At 73.2% G+C, this 21,528-nt stretch carries 22 protein-coding genes; 9 read left to right on the top strand and 13 right to left on the bottom strand.

Annotated features, from left to right (window positions below; translation table 11 throughout):
- On the top strand, window positions 1–314 hold a 314-nt coding region (locus tag ABZS66_RS49440; RefSeq protein ID WP_354770022.1), incomplete at its 5' end, for an acyl-CoA dehydrogenase family protein.
- On the opposite strand, the gene ABZS66_RS49435 is transcribed toward ABZS66_RS49440, so the two are convergent.
- On the bottom strand, window positions 311–949 hold the full coding sequence (locus tag ABZS66_RS49435) for a TetR/AcrR family transcriptional regulator (RefSeq protein WP_354770021.1): 639 nt from the start codon (window positions 947–949) through the stop codon (window positions 311–313). The two genes, ABZS66_RS49440 and ABZS66_RS49435, sit on opposite strands and share 4 nt — an antisense overlap.
- A 194-nt stretch (window positions 950–1,143) precedes the next feature.
- On the opposite strand from ABZS66_RS49435, the gene ABZS66_RS49430 reads away from it, so the two are divergent.
- The gene (locus tag ABZS66_RS49430) at window positions 1,144–1,626 is read left to right on the top strand and encodes a hypothetical protein (RefSeq protein ID WP_354770020.1); all 483 of its coding nucleotides are present in this window, start codon (window positions 1,144–1,146) and stop codon (window positions 1,624–1,626) included.
- On the opposite strand, the gene ABZS66_RS49425 is transcribed toward ABZS66_RS49430, so the two are convergent.
- On the bottom strand, window positions 1,593–3,146 hold the full coding sequence (locus ABZS66_RS49425; RefSeq protein ID WP_354770019.1) for a hypothetical protein: 1,554 nt from the start codon (window positions 3,144–3,146) through the stop codon (window positions 1,593–1,595). The two genes, ABZS66_RS49430 and ABZS66_RS49425, sit on opposite strands and share 34 nt — an antisense overlap.
- A 103-nt stretch (window positions 3,147–3,249) precedes the next feature.
- Between ABZS66_RS49425 and ABZS66_RS49420 the strand changes: the two genes are divergently transcribed.
- Complete coding sequence (locus ABZS66_RS49420; protein ID WP_354770018.1) at window positions 3,250–3,654, top strand: thioesterase family protein; 405 nt, start codon at window positions 3,250–3,252, stop codon at window positions 3,652–3,654.
- 3 nt (window positions 3,655–3,657) lie between these two features.
- Here the strand turns inward: ABZS66_RS49420 and ABZS66_RS49415 are convergent, their stop codons facing one another.
- On the bottom strand, window positions 3,658–6,039 hold the full coding sequence (locus ABZS66_RS49415) for a hypothetical protein (protein WP_354770017.1): 2,382 nt from the start codon (window positions 6,037–6,039) through the stop codon (window positions 3,658–3,660).
- A gap of 319 nt (window positions 6,040–6,358) precedes the next feature.
- Here ABZS66_RS49415 and ABZS66_RS49410 point away from each other — a divergent pair, with 319 nt between their 5' ends.
- Entirely contained in the window at window positions 6,359–9,826 is a 3,468-nt protein-coding gene (locus tag ABZS66_RS49410) for a discoidin domain-containing protein (protein WP_354770016.1), read from the top strand.
- Between the two features lie 55 nt (window positions 9,827–9,881).
- Here the strand turns inward: ABZS66_RS49410 and ABZS66_RS49405 are convergent, their stop codons facing one another.
- Window positions 9,882–11,348, bottom strand: coding sequence for a multicopper oxidase family protein (locus ABZS66_RS49405; protein WP_354770015.1), 1,467 nt, complete (start codon window positions 11,346–11,348; stop codon window positions 9,882–9,884).
- Between the two features lie 3 nt (window positions 11,349–11,351).
- A complete protein-coding gene (locus tag ABZS66_RS49400) occupies window positions 11,352–11,783 on the bottom strand; it encodes a hypothetical protein (RefSeq protein ID WP_354770014.1) in 432 nt (143 codons plus the stop codon).
- A 184-nt stretch (window positions 11,784–11,967) separates the two neighbouring features.
- On the opposite strand from ABZS66_RS49400, the gene ABZS66_RS49395 reads away from it, so the two are divergent.
- Complete coding sequence (locus ABZS66_RS49395) at window positions 11,968–12,570, top strand: hypothetical protein (protein WP_354770013.1); 603 nt, start codon at window positions 11,968–11,970, stop codon at window positions 12,568–12,570.
- A 1-nt stretch (window position 12,571) separates the two neighbouring features.
- On the opposite strand, the gene ABZS66_RS49390 is transcribed toward ABZS66_RS49395, so the two are convergent.
- The 3 genes from ABZS66_RS49390 to ABZS66_RS49380 form a co-directional block, all read right to left on the bottom strand.
- Window positions 12,572–12,988, bottom strand: coding sequence for an MscL family protein (locus ABZS66_RS49390; RefSeq protein WP_354770012.1), 417 nt, complete (start codon window positions 12,986–12,988; stop codon window positions 12,572–12,574).
- Between the two features lie 83 nt (window positions 12,989–13,071).
- On the bottom strand, window positions 13,072–13,989 hold the full coding sequence (locus tag ABZS66_RS49385; RefSeq protein ID WP_354770011.1) for a cation diffusion facilitator family transporter: 918 nt from the start codon (window positions 13,987–13,989) through the stop codon (window positions 13,072–13,074).
- Between the two features lie 76 nt (window positions 13,990–14,065).
- Entirely contained in the window at window positions 14,066–14,545 is a 480-nt protein-coding gene (locus ABZS66_RS49380) for a MarR family transcriptional regulator (protein ID WP_354770010.1), read from the bottom strand.
- Between the two features lie 118 nt (window positions 14,546–14,663).
- Here ABZS66_RS49380 and ABZS66_RS49375 point away from each other — a divergent pair, with 118 nt between their 5' ends.
- Complete coding sequence (locus ABZS66_RS49375; RefSeq protein WP_354770009.1) at window positions 14,664–16,751, top strand: MMPL family transporter; 2,088 nt, start codon at window positions 14,664–14,666, stop codon at window positions 16,749–16,751.
- Here the strand turns inward: ABZS66_RS49375 and crcB are convergent.
- Complete coding sequence (crcB, locus tag ABZS66_RS49370; protein WP_354770008.1) at window positions 16,718–17,074, bottom strand: fluoride efflux transporter CrcB; 357 nt, start codon at window positions 17,072–17,074, stop codon at window positions 16,718–16,720. The two genes, ABZS66_RS49375 and crcB, sit on opposite strands and share 34 nt — an antisense overlap.
- Entirely contained in the window at window positions 17,071–17,553 is a 483-nt protein-coding gene (locus tag ABZS66_RS49365) for a CrcB family protein (protein WP_354770007.1), read from the bottom strand. Before ABZS66_RS49365 ends, crcB begins: the two co-directional genes overlap by 4 nt.
- Window positions 17,554–17,733: 180 nt before the next feature.
- Between ABZS66_RS49365 and ABZS66_RS49360 the strand changes: the two genes are divergently transcribed.
- Together ABZS66_RS49360 and ABZS66_RS49355 are read left to right on the top strand one after the other, a co-directional pair.
- Complete coding sequence (locus ABZS66_RS49360; protein WP_354770006.1) at window positions 17,734–18,051, top strand: hypothetical protein; 318 nt, start codon at window positions 17,734–17,736, stop codon at window positions 18,049–18,051.
- Between the two features lie 37 nt (window positions 18,052–18,088).
- Window positions 18,089–18,376, top strand: a complete 288-nt coding sequence (locus tag ABZS66_RS49355; RefSeq protein ID WP_354770005.1) for a hypothetical protein — start codon at window positions 18,089–18,091, stop codon at window positions 18,374–18,376.
- Window positions 18,377–18,537: 161 nt separating this feature from the next.
- Here ABZS66_RS49355 and ABZS66_RS49350 read toward each other — a convergent pair whose 3' ends face one another.
- The 3 genes from ABZS66_RS49350 to ABZS66_RS49340 all read right to left on the bottom strand — a co-directional run bounded on the left by ABZS66_RS49350 (window position 18,538) and on the right by ABZS66_RS49340 (window position 20,961).
- Window positions 18,538–19,506, bottom strand: coding sequence for a C40 family peptidase (locus ABZS66_RS49350; protein ID WP_354770004.1), 969 nt, complete (start codon window positions 19,504–19,506; stop codon window positions 18,538–18,540).
- A 166-nt stretch (window positions 19,507–19,672) separates the two neighbouring features.
- Window positions 19,673–20,593, bottom strand: a complete 921-nt coding sequence (locus tag ABZS66_RS49345) for a M56 family metallopeptidase (protein WP_354770003.1) — start codon at window positions 20,591–20,593, stop codon at window positions 19,673–19,675.
- Window positions 20,590–20,961 carry a BlaI/MecI/CopY family transcriptional regulator gene (locus ABZS66_RS49340; RefSeq protein WP_354770002.1) on the bottom strand — a complete coding sequence of 124 codons (372 nt, stop codon included), beginning with the start codon at window positions 20,959–20,961 and terminating at the stop codon, window positions 20,590–20,592. Before ABZS66_RS49340 ends, ABZS66_RS49345 begins: the two co-directional genes overlap by 4 nt.
- A gap of 112 nt (window positions 20,962–21,073) precedes the next feature.
- On the opposite strand from ABZS66_RS49340, the gene ABZS66_RS49335 reads away from it, so the two are divergent.
- Window positions 21,074–21,528 (top strand): hypothetical protein (locus ABZS66_RS49335; RefSeq protein ID WP_354770001.1); only part of this gene is annotated, 455 nt, incomplete at its 3' end.

Raw genomic sequence — 21,528 nt, 5'->3', positions numbered from 1 at the left:
TCCAGGGCATCCAGTTCATGCTGGCCGACATGGGCATGAAGCTGGAGGCGGCCCGCCAGCTCACCTACGCCGCCGCCGACCGCTCGGAGCGCAACGCCCCCGACCTGACGTACTTCGGCGCCGCCGCGAAGTGCTTCGCCTCCGACGCAGCGATGGCGATCACGACGGACGCGGTCCAGCTGCTGGGCGGCTACGGCTACACGAAGGACTTCCCGCTGGAGCGCATGATGCGCGACGCCAAGATCACCCAGATCTACGAGGGCACCAACCAGATCCAGCGCATCGTGATGGCCCGCCAGCTGCTCAACGGCTAGGCGGCCAGGCCCTCCAGGACCATCGCGCTGAACTGGCGGGCCACCTCCTCCACGCTCAGCGGGCCGGCCATGTTGAGCCACTGGTACGCCCAGGCGCACATTCCCACCAGGCCGAACGTGGCGATCCTGGCGTCGACGTCGGCGCGCAGGACGCCCTTGGTCACCCCGTCCTGGATCATGCCGGCGAAGGCCGCCTCGACCAGGTCGCGCTTGCGGGTCACCTCGGCGAACAGCTCGCCGGTCAGGTAGCGGCGCTCCTGGTAGAAGATCGTCACGTGCGCCCGGTACTCGGCGACGCTGCGCAGGCTGAAGCGGATGAGCTCGGCCACGCGGACCTTCGGGTCGTCACTGCCCGCCTCGATCTGCTGGATCGCCGTCAGCTGCGCCTCGAGGTACTCCTCCTGGATGTGGCGCAGAAGGTCGTCCTTGCTCTCGAAGTGGTGGTAGAACGCGCCCTTCGTCAGGTGCGCCTGATCGGCGATCTCCTGCACCGATGTGCGGTCGAAGCCGCTGCGCTCGAACAGCTCGAGCGCGCTGGTGATGAGCGAGCGGCGGGTGTTCTCCGGGTCGTAGCCGTCGGGCCAGCGCTGCCGGCGCCGGGTCGACTCCCCCCGGGCGGACGTCGCACGAGCCATCTGCGGCCTCCCTCATGAAACAACTCGATCCGCCGACAGCCTACCGTCCGGTCGGAAGGATGGCTCCGGTGGTACCACTTCTCGACAGATTACGGGGTGGGGCCTTGCGTTCGCTGCCCCATCGCGTTCGCATCCGTCGATCGGTCCCATCGACAGGAGTCCCCCGGCGGCGCGGCGGCGGTACCGTTGCGCCCGTGGGCCACCACATCACCGCGCTGATCGTCACCGGCGAGCCCGACCCGGCGGCCGCCGCCGGGTGGGGCGTCGAGCCGGTGCCCCTGGGCGAGGGCCGGTGGCTCGTGCCGGTCACGCACTATTTCACGGCGTACTGGCAGGCGCGGCTGGGCGAGACGGCGGCCCTCGACGTGCCGGCGTCCTTCCCGGTCGTCTTCCCGCGCGAGGGCGTCGTCCTGCGCCTCGCCGCCGCCCTGGCCACGGGGCCGTTCGCGCTCGTCATGACGGACTACTTCGGCGGCGTCGGCGACCAGTGGGCGTGCGTGTTCGCCGGTGGGCGGCGGGTCGGCGGCGTCGAGCGGATCAACGCGGCGCTGCGGGAGCTCGGCGTCGAGCGCCGGGGCGGCCTCGACGAGTTCGACACCGTCGGGCTGGGCGCGCACCGGCACCCGCCCGAGGAGCTCGACCGTTACGAGGCGCTCTGCGACGAGCTCGGCGTCTGACCGTCGCGCCACAGGTGCTCGGGCCCGGGTGGTACCGGCCGCGGGCCGCGGAGCCGGGCGGCCACCGTGATCGCCGCGCAGATCGCCAGGCCGCCGAGCGCCACCACGAGGGCGATCCCGGACGCGGTACCGTAGCCGTCCGGGTTTCCGCCAGACCAGCCGTAGAACGGCCATCCGATGCCGATCCCCGTCGCCAGGGCCACACACAGCACGCCGGCCAGATGCCACCACCGCAGGCCCCGATCATCGGCGACCGTTGCCAGGCACCAGACGAGACCGGCCAACGCGAGCGGCACACCGTAGAACATGGTGAGCACGGTCCCGCTGGTGATCCCGAGCATGAGCGCGAGCGCGCCGAGCACGGTCAGCCCGGCCGCTCCCGCCGCGAGCCGCCGCCGGCGGGTCAGCACCGGCAGCACCGTGATGCTGACGAGGACGGGCACCGCCGTCCCGGCCAGCAGCAGCTCCAGCAGGACGTGCTGCCCCGGCGCCACGAGCGGCTCGACCCGCGGCGGGCCGGTGTCGCTCGGCATGCCCACCCGCTGCCAGGTCCCGTCGGCGTACCGGACGGCGACGCCGTCGCGGCGGTTGGCGACGAGCACGAGGTGGCCGCCGGCGACCGGCAGCACGGCCAGCTCGGCCGAGCTCAGATCGATCCCGCTTGTGGCGAGGTCGTCGTACTGCCGGACCAGGAACTGCCGCCGGCCCTCCGAGACCTCCCACGACAGCCGCCAGGTGCGGCCACCGTCAACGGTCTCCTCGACGGCCATCCGCCCGGGCACCACGCGGTAGCAGTGCGCCGGCGTGTCCGGCACGCACGCCTGCGTCCGGCGAGGTGACGGTGCCTGTGCCGGGGCGGGTTCCTCCACCCAGGTCCGGCCGTCGGTCGTCGACAGCCACGAGTACGGCCGCACCTCGTCGGCCAGGTCGGCGTTCGTCGCGTGGTAGCCGTCGTAGACGCCGACCACGGCCCGGCCGTCGACCACGTCGACCCGCCCGGCGGCCGGGTAGAACGGTGCGCTGGTGGCGGCGACCGCGACCAGCGCCGCCGGCAGCACCAGCAGGGCGCGCACGGTACGGGTCCACGTCTCCGGCAGCTCAGCCGTGCGTACCCGGGTCCAGGTCCACCAGGCGATCGCGAGGGCGGGCAGCGCGGCGAGGTCGGTCACGTCGGCGAGCACCGCCGACGGGCGCAGCAGGCTCCACGCCGCCGATGCGGCCTCGGCGCCGGCCGTCGTGGCCTTCACCCAGGTGAACGCGAGCCCGGTGCCGGCCAGCCCGGCGGCGGCGGCCACCCGGGCCGGCACCCGCGGCACCAGCAGGCACAGCACCGCCGCGACCAGCGCCGGGGCGAAGGCGAGCCCGGCGACGTCACTCAGCTTCCCGGTGACCGGGCCGGGGTACGCCGCCTTCAGCAGGTGGTCGTTGACCAGCAGCAGCGCGACGGCGCCGACGGTGACCGGGTGGGTCAGCCAGCAGATCGCGACGGCGGCGTGCCGCATGCCGGGGGTGCGGTCCATGTGCCCATGATCGGACCGCCCGGCGCCGCCGGCTGCCCCGTTGCCCGAACGTTATGCTCCACACCGCCCGCTCGTCGGATCGTGCAGGAGGGACGCCGCCACGGTGCTGGACGCGGATGGGTTCGTGATGCCCTGGAAGGCGCGGTACTTCGAGGTCGACCAGCAGGGTGTGGTGTTCAACGCCTGGTACCTGACGTGGTTCGACGAGGCCATGTCGGGCTTCCTCGCCCACCACGGGCTGGACGCCGCGACGCTGGTGCGCGAGGGCCTGGACTTCCAGCTGGTCCGGTCGGAGATCGACTGGCGGGCCGGCGTCCGCTGGGGCGAGGCGGTCGAGATCGCGGTCCGTCCTGGCCGGATCGGCACCACCAGCTTCGACCTCCACTTCTCGGTGCGCCGCGGCGGCGAGGAGACCTGCACCGCGAAGATCGTGTACGTGTCGGTGGCACCCGACGGTTCGGGCAAGCGGCCGGTGCCCGACGCCCTCCAGGAGATCCTGCGTACCTAGGCCCTAGTCCGTCGCCGATTCGACCAGCGTCGACTGCGGCTCGGCGGTGCGGAGCTGTTCGATGACGTTGACTGAGGCCGGGTAGGTCGGGTCGTCCGGGTAGCCGCTGTGGCCGAACGACACCGGGTAGGAGTTGTCGCCGTCCGGCCGGGCGAAGCGCGGGTCGAGGACGGCGCGGTCGACGTCGTTGTTGTCGTTGTCGGTCAGCGGGTAGGTCATGAAGATCGGCCCGCCGATCGGGTCGCTCGGGCGGTACAGGTTGCGCCACGGCCAGCGGCGGCGGGCCTGGTCGGTGATGTCGGGCGGCGGGCCGTGCAAGTATGCGCCGGCGTGCAGCAGGGCCGGCAGGTTGAAGTACGCCGGGAAGAAGCGGGCGTAGAGCCGGCGCAGCGGGCTGCCGTAGGTGAGCAGGCCGACGCTGCGGCTCTCGTCGTACGTCAGCTGCATGACGACGGCCAGGCCGATGACGGTGCCCTGCGAGTGGCAGGACAGCAGGACGCGGCCGTGCCGGCCGAGGTGGCGGATGCGGGTCAGGAGGTCCGGGACGGCGCGTTCGGCGTAGCACGGCGGCGCGAGCGGGTGGGTGGCGCGGGGCCAGAAGGTGCCGAGGTCCCACAGCACGCCGACGGATCTGCGGAACCGGGGGTTGCGGTAGGTCTGGCGGCCGACGTACAGCAGCCCGGCGGCGAACGCGCCGATGAGGATGTCGCCGACGTTGACCATCCACGGCGCGTGGACGGAGATCAGGTTCGCGTCGCGGAGGTACAGGACCGCGGCGGCGGTGACCAGTGCCGCGAGCACCGCGACGAAGATGCCGGCGACGCTGCGGCCGGTGTCGCCGACGAATGCCCGGGCCCAGATGCCGGCGATCGCACGGGTGCGGCGCGGATCGTCGTCGGTCGCCGGGTAGGCCGACCGGACGTCGGCCATCATCGCCGTGGTGCCGCGCCGGATGCGGACCCATCCGACGACGGCGAGGACGACGACGAGCACGGCGACCGGCACGCTGAGCGCGGCGGCCCAGAAGTACGGCATCGCGACGACGAACGGGTCCACGCCGCGGTCGGCGGTCTGGGGCTTGCCGACCGCGTGCGCCACGGTCAGCACGAGCGCCGCGGCGTAGGCGGCGGCCAGCGCGCCGCCGAGCATCATGAACACGACCGTGCCGAGGCCGTACCAGGCGGGCGGCGCGGCGACCGGGCGGCCGGCGGGGGGCTGCGGCCCGTCCGCGGCGGCCGGCGTGCGCCGCCGCATCGCCGCGACCGCCACCGCCGCGGCGACGAGGAGCACGAGCTGCGCGCCGGCCACGAACTCCACGGTGGTGGCGAGCCAGGGCAGCGGCGCGCGCGGCGCGCCGGGCGTCGGGTCCGGCCGGGAGAGCCCCGGCAGCCACAGCACGACCAGCGCCGCCACGTCGACGGCCAGCGCGATGAGCGGCAGCGTCCGGTACAGGTCCCACCGCCGGTGGTCGGGCTCGTCGTCCTGGTCCGGTCGCGGACGGTCGGTCATCGACGGCAGACACGCCAGGACGACGGACGCGGCGAGCAGTACGAGCGAACCGGCGAGCAGCACCTCCGCGGCTGGGAAGCGGCCGTGCAGCGTGGGCCAGTGACGCGCGAACGGCGTCAGGAGGAAGATCCCGACGACGGCCAGCCAGGCGGTGACGTGGACCGCCCGGAGCCGGCGCACCGGGCCCGTCCCGTTCCACAGGCGGCGGTCCTCCAGCAGGGTCGCCGGCTGGTCCGTGCCCGGCGTGGCCGCCGGCACCCGCACGGCCTCGGTCTCCCGCCAGGTCTTGTTGGCCAGCCACCACAGCAGTCCGATCGCGGCCAGCGGGAACAGCGCGGTCAGCGCCAGCCGGCGGCCCGGGGAGTCCAGCCAGTGCCAGGTGAGGAAGCCCAGCCACGACACCCGGTCCGTGCAGGACCGGCCGTCGGGCCGGATGCACTGCCAGCCGATGAGGTCCATCGAGGCCGCCACGGCGGCGATCGCGGCCACCAGCGTGATGGACAGGGCGAACAGCCGCTGGATCGCCGCACCGGCCCGACCCGCCGCGCCGGCGAGCCGGCCGGGCCGCGGGCCGGTGTCCGGCCGGGCCCAGAACGCCACGTTGACGAGCAGGAAGGGCGTCAGCAGCAGCCACAGCGCGCGGCTGCCGCCGCCGGCGGTGAGCCCGCCCCAGGAGTACGCCTCGAGGCGCCGCTCCTCGGTGTCGGCGCTGACCAGCTTCGACTCCCACCGGCGCCGGTAGCAGCCCGCCTGGGCGTCGCCGGACACCCGCGCGACGTGCGGGTGGCCGAGCATGCTCGTCGGTGGGGTACCGGAGACGCCGTGAACCCGCAGCTCGGTCCATCCGCCGTTGTCCGCGTTGACGTATCCGGCCATCTCGCACCTCCGCGTGCTCAGCCTGAGGTGTACGCCGCCGCGCCCAACGTCAGCAGCGGCCGAACGGCCACTCCCCCGTACCGGATCAACCGGCCGGTTCCGGCCCGCGCCGACCTTAAATTCTTTCGTCCACGGCGACCGAAAGTTCGGTGCCATCCAGCGATACATCTAGACATTCAAATAAAAGAGCCCTACATTTGGCTCCGCCAGGCATCGGCGTGCCGGGCCAACCGCAGGACATCGACAGTGATGTTGCCGTGGTCCCGGGCGCGCCGCGACGAGCGGCGGCATCGCTGTCCCCGCTCCCCCTGGAGGAATCGTGTCCGTCCCGCTCAGGCGTGCGCGTATCCCGATCACGGGTGCCCTCGCCTCCGCGCTCGCCCTGTCCGCCTCGCTGCTCACCGCCGGCGGTGCCGCGGCCGCGCCGCCGGCGCAGGAGCCCGGCATCACCCTGCGCACCTTCGACCTGCAGACCGCCCTCAGCAACCTCTGCAACCTCAAGCCGGCCCAGACGCCCAACGTCGACAAGCTGATGCCGACGATCAACTGGACGACGGCCGCCGACTTCGGCCAGGAGGACAACTTCTACACCCAGGCCATCGGCAACATCAGCATCGCGACGGCCGGCACGTACGCGTTCCGGCTCATCAGCGACGACGGCTCCCGCCTGATCGTCGACGACAGCGTCGTCATCAACAACGACGGCCTGCACGGCGCGACAGCCAAGGACGGCTCGGTCGCGCTCGGCACGGGGTACCACTCGCTGCACATCGACTTCTTCGAGGCGGGCGGCGGCCAGCAGCTCACCCTGCAGTGGCAGCCGCCGGGCGCGACGTCGTTCGTCACCGTGCCCAACAGCGTGCTCAGTACCGACGCCGGGGTCGTGCGGGTCACCGCGCCCGGGCGCAAGGAGTGCGAGACGGCCGGCGACTCGCCGGGCGACGGGCTGCCGCTGACCGCGGTGCACCCGAACTTCACGCTGACCAACCTGCGCCCGGCCGGGTTCCAGCCCAAGGTGACCGGCATGGACTGGCTGCCCGACGGCCGGCTCGTGATCTCCACCTGGGGCGGGGAGGACCAGTCCGGCACGTCGCAGGACGGCGAGGTGTTCATCCTGTCCGGCACCGGCGGTACCACGGGGAACGTCACGACGAAGCGGATCGCGAGCGCCCTCAAGGAGCCGATGGGCCTCAAGGTGGTCGACGGCGTCGTGTACGTCTCGGAGAAGCAGCGCCTCACCCGGCTGGTCGACACCACCGGCGACGAGGTCGCCGACCAGTACCAGACGGTGGCGACCTGGCCGTACGGCGGCAACTTCCACGAGTTCGCGTTCGGCCTGCTGTACCAGGACGGGTTCTTCTACGTGAACCTGTCGGTGTCGATCAACTACGGCGGGAACACCACCAACCCGCAGCCGATCGCCAACCGGGGCACCACGATCAAGATCGACGCGAGCACCGGGGCCATCTCGTACGTCGCCGGCGGCCTGCGCACGCCGCACGGCATCGGCTGGGGCCCGGAGAACGGCCTCTTCGTCACCGACAACCAGGGCGGCTACCAGCCGGCCTCGAAGCTGGTGCACATCAAGCAGGGCCGCTTCTTCAACCACTACCTCAACCCGCAGGGCCCGTTCGACAACGCCCCGACGACCCAGCCGGTCATGTGGATGCCGCAGAACGAGATCGGCAACTCGCCCAGCACCCCGCTGTACATGCCCAGCGGCCTGTACGCCGGGCAGTTCCTGGTCGGCGACGTCACGTACGGCGGCCTGCAGCGCGCCTTCGTCGAGAAGATCAACGGCGAGTACCAGGGCGCGTACTTCCGGCTGACCCAGGGCCTGGAGGCCGGCGTCTCGGAGGTCGCCCTCGGCCCCGACGGCGCCGTCTACGTCGGCGGCCTCGGCGCCGGCGGCAACTGGGGCCAGAGCGGCAAGCTGCTCTACGGCCTGCAGAAGCTGACGCCCAACGGGACGAACCACTTCGATCTGCTCGCGATGCGGGCGACATCGACCGGCTTCGAGCTCGAGTACACCCAGCCGCTGTCGGCCGCCACTGCCACCGCGCTCGCCTCGAAGTACCGCGTCAAGCAGTGGCGCTACGTGCCGACCGCCGCCTACGGCGGGCCGAAGATCGACGAGGAGACCCTCTCGCTGACCTCGGCGACGCTCTCCGCCGACGGCAAGAAGGTCAACCTGGTCATCAGCGGCCTCAAGGCCGGCCGCGTCGTGCACGTCCGCTCGCCCCGGCCGTTCGCGGCCGCCAACGGCCAGTCGCTGTGGAGCACCGAGGCCTGGTACACGCTCAACGCCATCCCCGGCCAGACCCCGCCGGTCAACCTCGCGCTCGGCCGCCCGGCCACGTCCGACAGCAGCTGCTCCACGTCGGAGGTCGCGGCCCGCGCCGTCAACGGCACCGCCAACAACGGCAACCTCGACAAGTGGTGCTCGCAGGGCGCGTCGAAGTGGCTGCAGACCGACCTCGGCTCCACCCAGACGGTGAATCGGGTGGTACTGCAGCACGCCGGCGCGGGCGGCGAGAACACCGCCTGGAACACGAGGGACTTCAACATCCAGGTGAGCACCAACGGTACGACCTGGACCACCGTGGCGACCGTCACCGGCAACACCGCCAGTGTCACGACGCACAACCTCGCCCCGGTGCCGGCCCGCTACGTGCGGGTCAACGTCACCACCCCGGCCAGCGACGGCAACGCCGCCGCCCGCATCTACGAGCTGGAGGTGTACGGCGGCACCACCACCGCCGGCAACCTCGCGCTCAACAAGGCCGCCACCGCCGACAGTTCGTGCGCCACCACGGAGGCCGCCGCCAAGGCGGTCAACGGCAGCGTGTCGGGCGGCAACACCGACAAGTGGTGCTCGCTCGGCGCCTCGAAATGGCTGCAGGTCGATCTCGGCGTGAGCCAGACGGTCTCCCGCGTCGTGCTCAAGCACGCCGGCGCCGGCGGCGAGAACGGCGCCTGGAACACGAGAGACTTCAATGTCCAGGTGAGCACCAACGGTACGGCGTGGACGACCGTCGCGACCGTCACCGGCAACACGCTGAGCAGCACCACGCACGACTTCGCCGCGACGCAGGCCAGGTACCTGCGGCTCAACGTCACCACCCCGGCCAGCGACGGCAACGCCGCCGCGCGCATCTACGAGCTGGAGGCCTACAGCTCCGCCGGGCCGAACCCGGGCCGCGTCGTGCTCTTCGACGGCGCGAACCTCGACAACTTCGAGCAGACCGCGGGCGGCGCCGCGACGTGGCCGCTGGGCAACGGCGGCGCCGAGGTGCTCGGCGGCGACATCCGCAGCAAGGAGGCGTTCGGCGACTTCCGGCTGCACATCGAGTTCTGGCTGCCGAACCTCCCGCCGGAGGTGACCGGCCAGGCCCGCGCGAACAGCGGGATCTACCTGCAGGACCGCTACGAGCTGCAGGTGCTCGACTCGTACGGCGACACGTCGATCGGCATCGACGAGTGCGCCTCGATCTACAACAAGATCGCGCCGACGAGCAATGCGGCCACGGCCCCGCAGACGTGGCAGACCTACGACGTGACGTTCCGCGCGGCCCGGTACAACGCCTCCGGGACCAAGACGGAGAACGCCCGCGTCACGGTCGTGTGGAACGGCGTGACGGTGCACAACAACGTGGCGATCGACGGCCCGACCGGCGCCGGCGCCGCGGAGGGCCCGGCCGCCGGCCGCATCCGCCTCCAGGACCACGGCGACCCGGGCGCCAACCTGTTCTACCGCAACATCTGGGTCGAGCCGCTGGCCCTGTAGCCCGCCGGCCGGCGCCGGGTCCGCTGGTGCGGGCCCGGCGCCGGTCCGACCGGCGTCACTCGGGGTGGTTGTGGTGCTCGCCGATGCGGTACGGGGTGGTGACGCCCACGTACGACAGGTGGGCCAGCAGGCCCTCGGCCGCGTGGTCCAGGTTGTGGCAGTGGTCCACCCACACGCCCGGGTTGTCGGCGACGAACGCGATCTCGTACCGCTCGCCGTCCGCGACCTCCAGCGAGTCCGTCCACCACGGGCTGCCGGTGGCCGGCGTGCCGTTGCGGCTCAGCACCACCGCGTGGTGGCCGTGCAGGTGCATCGGGTGCGTCTCGCCGCTGTCGTTGGCGATGCTCATCCGGACCACCTCCCCCGTACTGACCATGAACATCGGCACGTCGGGGTACAGGTGGCCGTTGATCGTCCACCACAGGCCCGGGCGGCCGTCGAGGAAGCCGGGGCGGCGGCCGATGGCGTACTCGAACCGGCGGGTCGCCGCGGCCGGGTCGAAGCCGAGCGGGGCCGGTGCGCCGTACGACAGCAGGTCGACCGCCGTTCGGGGCTCCGGGTCCGCCGGGGCCGTCGCGCCGTCGGGGCCTACCACGAGCGCGGTGCCCGCGCCGACGTCGACGCGGACCGCGCCTGACTGCGGTACCGCAAACTCCACATCGGCCCGGGCACCGGCGGCCAGGACGATCGCCGCGGCCGTGACCGGCGGTGGCGCCGTGACCTCGTGGCCGTCGACCGCGACGACCCGGTAGGGCGCGCCCGACACCCAGGCCCGCAGCGTGCCCTGGTCGGTGTTGACCAGGCGGACCCGCACGGTGCCGCCCGGGGCCGCGGTGACCCTGGTCTCGCCGGGACTGCCGGCGATCGTGCGGCGGCCGGCGTAGGTGTGCACCAGGGCGACGCTTTCCACAGTGTCCACAGTGGACCGTCCGTCCGCCGGCGGGCTGACGACGAGCGCGCCGAACAGGCCGAGCCGCACCTGCTCGTGCGAGACCTGATGGGAGTGGTACCAGTAGGTGCCCGCGTCGGCGGCGACGAAGCGGTAGACGTGCTCCTCGCCCCGCGCGACCGCGTCCTGGGTCACGCCGGCCACGCCGTCCTCGGCGTTCGGCACGTCGTAGCCGTGCCAGTGCAGGGTGACGCCGTCCGGCACCGACTCGTTGACCAGGCGTACCTCGACCAGCTGCCCCTGCTGTGCCCGCAGCTCGGGGCCGGGCGAGGTGTGGTTGAGGGTGTACCCGGCCACGCTGCGCCCGTCGGGGAGCTGGATCCGCTCGGCCCGGGCCACCAGCGTGACGGACACGTCGGCGGGCCGGTCGCGCGGTCCGGTGAGGGCGGTGACGGCCGTACCGCCGTGGTGCATGCCCTCGTGGCTGGCCCCGCCGCCGTAGTCGGTGTAGCCCATGTCCATGATCGAGTAGGTGTCCGGCATCAGGCTGTCCTGCCACCACCACCCGAGCGGGCTCAGGATGGCCAGGGCCGCCGTGACGGGGACGGCGGCCCTGAGGTGTCTGCGTCGCACCGCTCAGACGGCGACCGGCTGCGGCGCGGGCGCCGTGACGACCCGCTGCACCCGGTGCCCGGCGATGACGGCGACGGCGAGCAGCGCGAAGGCGTTGAGGCCGTGCAGCGTGCCGACCACGGGCGCGCTGAAGGCGACGAACGCCAGCGCCACCTGCAGCGCCGTCAGCCCGAACGTGATGCCGGCCCACTTCACGCCGCCGGGCACCTTCGCGAAGAACGAAATGATGAGGAAGAGCAGCGCGACGAGCGGGACGACGGCCATGCCGCCGATGGCGTGCGTCAGGTGCCCGGGGTTGGGCCCGACGTTCTTGTCGAAGACACCGCCGGCGTCGATGTCCTGGATGACGGTGAACCAGGCGAACGCCACGCTGGCCACTTGCACCAGCACCCCGGCGGCGACCAGGTACGCGAAAACTTTATAGGTGGATCGCATGATTGCTGTCTCCTGAAGAAGGCAAGATGTTGCCCGGACAGCGTCAGCCACCCGCCGCGATCATGCCGTCACATACATGACCCGTTCGTGCCGTCAGTCGGACCAGACCACGGACCTGTCGATGATGGTGATGACGCGGCGCCAGGCGCGCTGGATCGTGACGCAGGTCCAATATCATCGATGCGTGGAGGACTCTCGCTTCGGCCTCGGCCTGCTGGTCGCGGCCGGCCTCGCCGTGCTGGCCGTCGGGGCCGGGTCCCTGCTCGGCGTGGACTGGATCCGGCCGCCCGACGCGGGGACCGGGCCGTTCGTCACTGCGGGCCGGCAGCGCCGCTTCCTCATCGCCGTGGCCGTGCTCGTCGCCGCCGGGCTGCTGTGCCTCGCCCGGTGGTGGTGGGCGGATGACTCCCGGGCGTTCGCCGCCGCGGGGCTGATGGTCGTGATCATCGCGATCCTTGCGATGAGCTTGTACCTCCCGCGGCCGATGCTCGAGGTGCGCGACGACGGCTTCGCCCGGCCCGCGTTCAGCACCCGCAGCGGCGGGCACCTCGTGCTGTACAACAGCTCCCGCATCGACGTCTTCGTGTGCCTCGGCGTCAGCGGCGACTGCGAGGCCTCGGCGCCGGGGCCGGCGGCGCTGCGCTCCCCCGGGCTGCGCCTGCCGGCGGACCACCGGGTCCCGGTCGACATGCCGAGCCGCACCGGCCACTACCGGCTCACGCTGGTCGACCCCGGCCCGGGCGTCACCCGCCGCGACCTGGTGCTGCACTCCGTCAACAGCCCGTGACTCAGACGGCGGCGAGGTCGCTGGTGCAGTGCGGGCAGCGGACCGCCGCCACCGGGACGTCGTCCATCTTGCAGCTCGGGCAGGTCCTGGTCGGCGGCGGGTCGCCGAACACGGTCTTGCCGCGCTTCTTCATGTAGGCGCGGTACGGCACCACGATGAGGAAGTAGATGACGGCCATGAAGATGACGAAGTAGATCAGCGCGCCGATGAACGCGCCGAGGTCGATGCGCTGGCCGTTCACCGTCCAGCCGATGCCCTGTCCGGTCGCCCCGCCGCCGGCCAGGGCGTTGACCAGCGGCGTGACGACGCTGTCGGTGAAGGCCTTGATCAAGGTACTGAAGGCCAGGGCCACGACCAGGCCCACCGCGACCACGATCAGGTCGCCCTGCATCAGGAAGTTCTTGAAACCCTTCAACATCCGCACTCCCCCCGTCGCTGCGCCCTCTCTACCGAGCCGGCGCCGGCCTAAACCGGCCCGGCGAGGCGAGCTGCGCGGTGGCGTCAGGTGTGGGTGGGGTGCTCGTGGTCCGCGTGGCCGGCGGGTTCGAGCTGGAACGTCGAGTGGGCCACGTCGAAGTGGCCGGCCAGGCACTCCTGGAGCGCGTCGAGCAGCCGCGGTGCGTGCCCGTCGTGGAAGCAGGAGTCGTCGACCACGACGTGGGCGGTGAGGACGGGCAGGCCGGAGGTCACGGTGTGCACGTGCAGGTCGTGCACGGCGAGGACGTGCTCGACCTCGATGATGTGGGCCCGGATCCGGGCCAGGTCGGTGCCGGCCGGGGCCGCCTCGAGCAGGACGTCGACCGCCTCCTTGAGCAGCCGGACGGCCCGGGGAGCGATGACCAGGCCGATCAGGATCGACACGATCGCGTCGGCGCGGGTGAAGCCGGTCAGGGCGATGACGCCGGCGGCGACGAGGACGCCGACGGAGGTGGCGGTGTCGGTGGCGACCTCGAGGAACGCGCCGCGCAGGTTCAGGCCGGCGTTGCGGGCCCGGTAGAGCAGCGCCACGCCGACGAGGTTGCCGACCAGGCCGATGACGCCGAAGAGGGCCATGCCGCCCGGTTCGACGTCGGCCTGGTCGAGCCACAGCCGCCGCACGCCCTCGACGAACACGTAGACGCCGATGCCGCACAGCACCAGGCCGTTGACGGCCGCGGCGAGGATCTCGGCGCGGGCCCAGCCGAAGGTCCGCCGCCCGGAGGCAGGCCGGGCGGCCAGCAGGGTCGCGCCCAGCGCGAGGGCCACGCCGCCGGCGTCGGCGAGCACGTGCCCGGCGTCGGCGAGCAGCGCCAGGCTGCCCGTCAGCAGCGCGCCCACGGCCTCGACGACGAAGATCACCGCCGACACGCCGAGCACCGCGGCGAGCGTCCGCCGGTGCGCGCCGGTCGCGGTCACCGTGTGCTCGTGCTCGTGGCTCATCGTGCGTCACTCATGTTCATATGCGCACTCTACTATATGTTTCGGGGAACCGGCCCCCTCGGCTGCCGTAGGCGGCCTACCGTGCGGCCCCGGTGCGCAGTTCGTCGCGGTGTTCGCGCATCGCGGTGGACATCGCGGCCAGGAAGCGGTGCACGGTTCGCAGCTCCGGTTCGGTGAACTGGTCCAGCACGCCCTCGGCGCGGCGGGCGATCGGGGCGAAGAAGCTGCGGGCCATCGCCGCGGCCGGCTCGGCGTAGCGCAGCAGGACCTTGCGGCGGTCGGCGGGGTCGCGGTCGCGGTACACGTGCCCTCCGGCCTCCAGTCGGTCGATCAGGCCGGTGACCGCCCCGGACGAGAAGCTCAGCTCCGCGCCGAGGGTGCCGGGGGTGAGCGGGTGCCCGGCCCGCTCGGCCTCCAGGATGAGCATCAGCGCCTGCAGGTCCGTGGCGCCGAGGTGGTGCAGCGCCGCGAAGCGGTCGCCGATCTGCTGGGCGTGCCCCGAGTAGAGGTGCAGCGCGTGCACGATGTCGCTGTTCAGCTGGGCCCGCTCCGTCACGCCACCACTATAGGGCCGATGCGCAGATATCTCAGTTGCCAAGATACTCTCCGCGCGTGATGTTTCCTGCCGGACGTTGTCCGGGAGGCACCCCCCGCGTGGAAGCCGGTGAACGGGCATGGAACCGCTGGTACGTGTGCTGACCGGCCGGGTCACGGCCTGGCTGATCCTCGTGGCAGCGCTGCTGCTCACCGGCGCGCTGTCCGGCGCCGGGGCCGCCGAGAACCGCAACGTGACCCAGGCGCTCCCGGAGGGCTCCGAGTCCGCCCGCGTCGCCGAGCTGCGCAAGCTGCTGCCGAGCGGCGAGCTGAACCCGGCGCTGGTCGTCTACTCCCGCGCCGGCGCCGCGCTGACCGAGGCCGACGAGCAGGTCATCGCCGCCGACGCCGCCGCGTTCGCCCGCCACGCCGCGGGCGGCCGGGTCAGCCCGCCGGTCCGGCCGGACGACCGTACGGCGGCGCTGGTCGCGGTACCGCTGCGAGCCGGCATCCCGGTCGCCGAGCTCGCCGGCACCATCGAGCAGCTCCGGGCGATCACCGCCACCGGCCGGCCGCCCGGCCTCACCACGCAGGTCACCGGCGGCGCCGGGTTCACCGCCGACATCGCCGACTCGTTCCAGGGCGCCAACACCACCCTGCTGCTCGTCACCGTCGCCGTCGTGACGGCCCTGCTCCTGGTGACGTACCGCAGCCCGTGGCTGTGGATCGTTCCGCTCGCCGTCGTCGGCGCGGCCGACGGCGCCGTCAACGGCCTGCTCGCCCTGCTCAGCCGCACCGCGGGCCTGCCGCTGGACGAAACCACGACCGGCATCGTCGACGTGCTCGTCTTCGGCGCCGGCACCGACTACGCCCTGCTGCTCATCGCGCGGTACCGCGAGGAGCTGCGGCGGCACGACGACCGGCGCGACGCGCTGCGCAGCAGCGTCCGCGCCACGATCCCGGTGATCGCCGCCAGCGCGCTCACGGTCTGCCTGGGCCTGCTGACGCTGCTCGCGGCGCCGTCGGCGTTCAACCGGACGATCGGCGTCGCCGGCGCGATCGGCGTCGCCACCGCGGCGCTGTTCGGGCTCACCGTCCTGCCCGCCGCCCTGGCCGTCTGCGGCCGGGGGCTGTTCTGGCCGTTCGTCCCCCGCCCCGGGCAGGCCGCCGCCCCCACCGGCGTGTGGACGCGCCTCGGCGACCTGGTCACCCGCCGGCCGCGCGCGATCGTCGCGCTCTCCCTGGTCGTGCTCGCCGTGCTGTCGGCCGGCCTCGCCGAGGCCCGGATCGGGCTGAGCCGCACCGAGCAGTTCCGCGTCCAGGCCGAGTCGCTCGACGGGTTCGCCACCCTCGAACGGCACTTCCCGGCCGGCGCCGCCGACCCCGCCGTCGTCCTGGCCCGCCAGGACCACGAGCAGGCCGTGCTCACCGCCATCACCGCGACGCCCGGCGTGGACAGCGCCCGGCCGGCCGAACGCGCCGCCGGGTGGGTCGCCGTCGACGTCGTGCTGCGCGCCGCACCGGACACCCCGGCCAGCTACGACACAATCCGCGCGCTGCGCGACGCCGTGCACGCCGTGCCCGGCGCGGACGCGGCCGTGGGCGGCACCGTGGCCGGCAACCTCGACAAGCGCGCCTCCTCGATCGGTGGGCTGCGCACCGTAGTACCACTGGTGCTGCTCGTCGTCCTTGCCGTGCTGATCGTGCTGCTGCGGTCGCTGCTCGCGCCGGTCCTGCTGATGCTCACCGTCGTGGCGACCTACTTCGGCGCGCTCGGCGCGGCGACGGTCCTCTTCGTGAACGTGCTGGGCTTCCCGGGCCTGGACAACGAGGTGCCGCTGCTGTCGTTCATCTTCCTCGTCGCGCTCGGCGTCGACTACAACATCTTCCTCGCCACCCGGGCGCTGGAGGAGGCGCCGGCCCGGGGTACCCGCGGCGGCATGCGGGCCGCCCTCGCGGCCACCGGCGGCGTGATCACCAGCGCCGGCGTCCTGCTCGCCGCGGTCTTCGCCGTCCTCGGCGTGCTGCCGCTGGTCACCCTCACCGAGCTCGGCATCGTCGTCGGCATCGGGGTGCTGCTCGACACCCTGCTCGTGCGCACGCTGCTCGTGCTGGCGATCGCGATCGTCCTCGGCGACCGGTTCTGGTGGCCGGGCCGCCTTTGGCGACAGGGCCGCCTTTGGCGGCCGGGCCGTCAGACGACCGCGGCGACGAGCGTGCCGAGGTAGGCGGCGCCGAGCCCGGCCGCGACGGAGGCGACGACGTTGCCGGCGGCGAGCATCCAGGCGCCGAGCTGGGCCAGGCGCAGGGTCTCGTAGCTGAAGGTCGAGTACGTGGTGAGTGCGCCGCAGAAGCCGACGCTGGCGAGGGCGGTGAGCTCCGGGTTCGCGGGCAGGGCGGTGAGGAAGCCGAGCAGCAGCGAACCGGCGATGTTCACGATGAGGGTGCCCCAGGGGAAGATCGAGTCGTGCCGGGCCTGCACGGCGCGGTCGGCGAGGTACCGCAGCGGGGCGCCGACCGCGGCGCCCAGCAGGACCAGCAGCAGCGTCACCGTCCGGCTCCCGTCGCCCGCCGCACCAGCCAGGTGGTCGTCCCGGCGCCGGCAAAGACCGCGAGCAGCGCCGCGACGAGGGTGCCGCCCAGGTAGAGCAGGCCGAGCCCGGGCCGGCCCGCCGTGGCGGCGCGGTGGGCCTCGACGACATAGGTGGAGAATGTCGTGTACCCGCCGAGCACCCCCACGCCGACGAACGGGCGCAGCAGCCGCTGCCCGGTGGCGACCTCGTTGACGATGACCATGAGCACGCCGATGAGCAGGCAGCCCGACACGTTGATGCCGAACGTGGCCCACGGGAACCCGTCCGGCGGGTGCGGCCAGGCCAGACCGAGGCCATAGCGGGCGGCGGACCCGAGCATGCCGCCGGCGGAGATCGCCGCGAGCACCGGCAGCGCGTGCGGGCGCAGCTCGGCCCGCTCGGCGGGAACGTGGAGGTCGACATCGGGGTCGATGGGTTGCGCGACGGGCTCGGTCATCCCCGGGGTCCCTCCTGCAGGCATGCGACTACTGTCTGCAGGGACCGTTGGCATCATCGCGGTTCACCCGGGCATCGGGTCGGCGGGCCCCACCGCCGGCATCGTCAGCATAGCGCCTGCCGCGCCGGTCGCCGTCCGGGGCTTGCATCCGGTACCTGGGTACAGGCTTACCGTCCTGTCATGACATTCGACGTCCCCGACGCGTGCACCCTGCCGACCGCGGAGCGGCCGCTGCGGCTGGCCGAGTTCGACGCGTTGTTCACCACCGCCGTCCGCGACGTGGAGACGGTGAGCCCGACCCGTGCCCGGATGCTGCTGACCGGCCCGGCCGGGCTCGAGGCCGCCGTGCGCGACCTGGCCGCCCGCGAGACGCAGTGCTGCTCGTTCTTCACGTTCACCGTCACGCCGCAGCCGCCGGACTCGCTCGTCCTCGACATCGAGGTGCCCCCGGCCCACACCGGCGTGCTCGCCGCCCTGGTCGGGCGGGCGGCGCGGTGACCGCGGCCCGGCTCGGCCCACCGGATGGAGTGCCCGCGTGAACCTGCCTTTGCTACCGCCGAAGACGGACGACAGGCCGCCGCTGCGCAGCAAGGTGAGCGGCGTCCTGGCCGCCGTGGCCTGCGCCGCCTGCTGCGCGCTGCCGCTGCTCATCGCCGCCGGCGTGCTCACGACGGCCGGCGCGGCGGTCCTGGAGAAGACCCTCCTGGCCGTCGCCGCCGGCCTGGCCGCCGCGGCGCTGGGCATGTGGTGGCTGCACCGCCGCCGCACGGCCCGCGCCGCCGCCGCGAGCTGCGGCTGCGGCGGCGGCGGGTGCGGCTGCTGAACCACCCGGCCGGTGCGTCAGCCGTCGACGACGGTGAAGATGAAGCCGATGATGACCAGGATCGCGAGTACGCCGATGGCGATGAGGGTGCCGCTGCCGGAGCTGGGGTCGTCTGGTGGCACTGGGCGTCCTTTCTGGGCGTCCTTCTGGGCGGCGCGGGGTCAGGCGGGGCGGCGGTAGCCGACGATCGGGCGGCCGTCGAGCTTCGCCATCCGCACCCGGTCGCCGGTGGTCGGGGCGTGGACCATCCAGCCGCCGCCGACGTACAGGCCCATGTGGTGCAGGTCGCTGAAGAAGAACACCAGGTCGCCCGGGCGCAGCTCGGCCCGGGAGACCGCCTTCGTGTCCTCCCACTGCCAGCGCGTGTAGTGCCGCAGCTTGACGCCCGCGGCAGCCCAGGCGGTCAGCGTCAGGCCGGAGCAGTCGTAGCCGTCCGGACCGGCGGCGCCCCAGATGTAGGGCCGGCCGATGAGCTCGCACGCCTTCTTCGCCGCGGTTCCGCCCGGGCCGCCGACGTAGTCGACCGGGCAGGCCACCGGACGCAGCTCGCCCGTGCCGCCCTTGCCGTACACGGCCAGGCGCAACTGCTGCAGCTCGGCGACCTTGGCCTCGATCTGCTGCTTGCGGGCGGCGAGGTCGGCGTCCTGGGCGGCCTGCTCGGCGATCACCGCGTCGAGCGCCCGCCGCTCCACGGCGAGCCGGTCGCGGGCCGCCGCGACGTCCGCGATCGCCGCCCGCTGGTTGCGGGCGATCGCGTTCACGACGGCGAGCTGATCCAGCAGTACCTCCGGGGAGTCCGCGTGCAGCAGCACGTCCAGGGCGGTCGCGCGCCCACCCTTGAACGCCTTGACCGCGAGCTCACTGACGTGCCACATGGCCGCGTCGACCTGCGCCTGCAGCGGCTGGAGCTGCTGCTGGAGCGTGGCGGCCCGCGCCTGGCTCTGCTTGAGCCGGCCGTGGACGAGGTTGTACTGCTCGATGATCGGCTCGAGCTCGTTCCACGCCTCGTCGATGCGCTGCTCGACCTCCGCCGGGGTCGGCTCGGCCCGCACCGCGCCGGAGCTCGCCAGGAGCGTGACGAGCAGGGTCAGGCACAGGGTCGCGGCCGTGAGCAGCGGACGACGTCCCACGGAAGACCGGCTCCTTCGCTCGTGCTGGCGGCGGCGATGCGCCGGTAGCCGACCATAGGCCACCCGCAACCTGGCCCGCAAGCCACGTACGACGCTCCATAGGAGAAAAACCCGGGAAGTTCACGCGGATATGCGCGTCCACCTACTGCCCGTAGGTGGTGCGGGGTCAGAAGAGGGTGACCTGCCGGTCGGCCACGGCGAGCAGGACCGGCACCAGCGGCAGCAGCGCCGCGACGGCGGCCGCGCCGCGCACGGCCGGGCCCGGCAGCGGCGCCGGCGGGCAGAGGAGCCGTTCGAGCCGCTCCGCCGCGTCGCCGCCGGCCGCGGCGAGCGAGGAAGGCCCCGCGGCCCGCGACTCGGCCATGGTGACCAGCGCCCGGGCCAGGCTCAGCGGCGCCGCCGACCGGACGGCCACGTCGTCGGCGTGCAACTCGACGAGCCGGTGGACCTGGTCCTCGGCCAGGCGGAACAGCGGTACCCGGGGAAAGGCCCGGTGCAGCATGCGGGCCGTCCGCAGCAGCCAGTAGTGCCGCCCGGAGGCGTGGGCGTGCTCGTGCGCCATCACCGCCCGCAGCTCGTCGGGGCTGAGCCGGCGCAGCGCGCCGGAGGTGACGACCACGTCGCGGTGCCCGCCCGGCACGAGATAGGCCGCGGCCTCCGGCGAGGGCAGCACGGTGGCACCGAGGCCGGGCTCGCGCGAGCCGACCGACCGGATCACCTCCCGCACCCGGCGGCCGCGCGCCCGGTCGGCCCGCTGCACCCGCCAGGCGGCCTCGACGAGCCGCGCGCCGGTCACCGCCAGCACCGCCGCCCCGGCGACCGCCACGGCCTGGGCCGCGCGGCCGTGGTCGCCGTAGAGCGCGTCGAGGCAGAGCCGCCAGGCCGAGCACATCAGGTCGTGGGTGTCGTCCCAGTGCAGCACGGAGGTCAGCCCGGCCACGCCGATCGACACGACGACCGCGGCGCAGATCATCTGCCAGACCAGCAGCGCGAGGCCCGGCGCCCGGGACACCCAGCGCGCGCCGGCGAGCCGCGGCCCGCCGGCCAGCAGCAGCCCCGCGAACACGGTCACGAGCACCGCGGTCACCGGCCGGAGATCTTCCGCTCGAACGTGTCCAGCGCGGCGCGCAGCGCGACGGCCTCCTCGAGGGTCATCTGCCGCACGAAGTCCAGCAGCGCCACCTCGCGGTCGCCGCTGTCGCTCAGGGCCTCCCGCATCAGGCCCGCGCCGTACTGCTCCCGGGTGATCACGACGGCATAGCGGTGCGCCTTGCCGTCACGCTCCCGCTGCAGCCACCCCTTGCGGAACAGCTTGTCCATGACGGTGAGCACGGTGGTGTACGCCAGCGGCCGCTCCGCGGTGAGGGCGGTGTGCACGTCACGGACCGTGACCGGCTCGGCGACACCCCACATGTGCTGCATGATCGCAGCCTCCAGGTCCCCGAACCCGCGCATCAGCACCTCCGCGACCGACCCACCCGGATCTCCTCCGATCGCCGATAGTACGCGCGGTACGCCTGCTCCCGAGCGGACCGTACGATGACCGCGACGGCAGCGACCGCAGGGGGTGAGCACGACGGGCCAGCGGCATGCGGGGCGGGCGTTGCTCGCCGTCTCCGCGGTCTCGTCGGGCGCGCTCGGCTGGAGCGCCGCCCACCTGGTCACGTCCCAACTGCTCGCACATCGGCACGAGGCGGAGCACGGCATCGCCGCCGGCATCTCGCACGTCCACGCGACCGACCTGGCCGCCGTCGTCGTCGCCCTGGCGCTCACCGCGACCTCGATGCTCGCGGTGACCTGCGCCGCGTTCGCCGCCGGGGGGCGGCTGAAGGCGCCGGGCAAGCGGCGGCTGGCCCGCACCGCGGGGCTGTGGTCGACCGGCGCGTTCCTCGCCGCCGAGTCCGCGGCCTGGGCCGCCGCCGACACCCACGTCGTGCCGCCGCCGGTCGTGCTGCTCCTCGGCCTGGCGCGCGGGGGTTGCTCTAGGTCCCGGGGCCATCAACCGGCGGGCGTCAACGTTAC

The organism is Dactylosporangium sp. NPDC005572 (assembly GCF_040605515.1).
Taxonomy (GTDB): domain Bacteria; phylum Actinomycetota; class Actinomycetes; order Mycobacteriales; family Micromonosporaceae; genus Dactylosporangium.
The sequence above is the reverse complement of the archived record's forward strand: the minus strand, read 5'-3'. Positions and strand labels throughout refer to the sequence as shown.

Bases quoted from the DNA above. Each gene is read 5' to 3' on its own strand.
- ABZS66_RS49435 (WP_354770021.1), bottom strand. From the start codon at position 949: ATGGCTCGTGCGACGTCCGCCCGGGGGGAGTCGACCCGGCGCCGGCAG.
- ABZS66_RS49425 (WP_354770019.1), bottom strand. From the start codon at position 3,146: ATGGACCGCACCCCCGGCATGCGGCACGCCGCCGTCGCGATCTGCTGG.
- ABZS66_RS49415 (WP_354770017.1), bottom strand. From the start codon at position 6,039: ATGGCCGGATACGTCAACGCGGACAACGGCGGATGGACCGAGCTGCGG.
- ABZS66_RS49400 (WP_354770014.1), bottom strand. From the start codon at position 11,783: ATGCGATCCACCTATAAAGTTTTCGCGTACCTGGTCGCCGCCGGGGTG.
- ABZS66_RS49390 (WP_354770012.1), bottom strand. From the start codon at position 12,988: ATGTTGAAGGGTTTCAAGAACTTCCTGATGCAGGGCGACCTGATCGTG.
- ABZS66_RS49385 (WP_354770011.1), bottom strand. From the start codon at position 13,989: ATGAGCCACGAGCACGAGCACACGGTGACCGCGACCGGCGCGCACCGG.
- ABZS66_RS49375 (WP_354770009.1), top strand. From the start codon at position 14,664: ATGGAACCGCTGGTACGTGTGCTGACCGGCCGGGTCACGGCCTGGCTG.
- ABZS66_RS49365 (WP_354770007.1), bottom strand. From the start codon at position 17,553: ATGACCGAGCCCGTCGCGCAACCCATCGACCCCGATGTCGACCTCCAC.
- ABZS66_RS49360 (WP_354770006.1), top strand. From the start codon at position 17,734: ATGACATTCGACGTCCCCGACGCGTGCACCCTGCCGACCGCGGAGCGG.
- ABZS66_RS49340 (WP_354770002.1), bottom strand. From the start codon at position 20,961: ATGCGCGGGTTCGGGGACCTGGAGGCTGCGATCATGCAGCACATGTGG.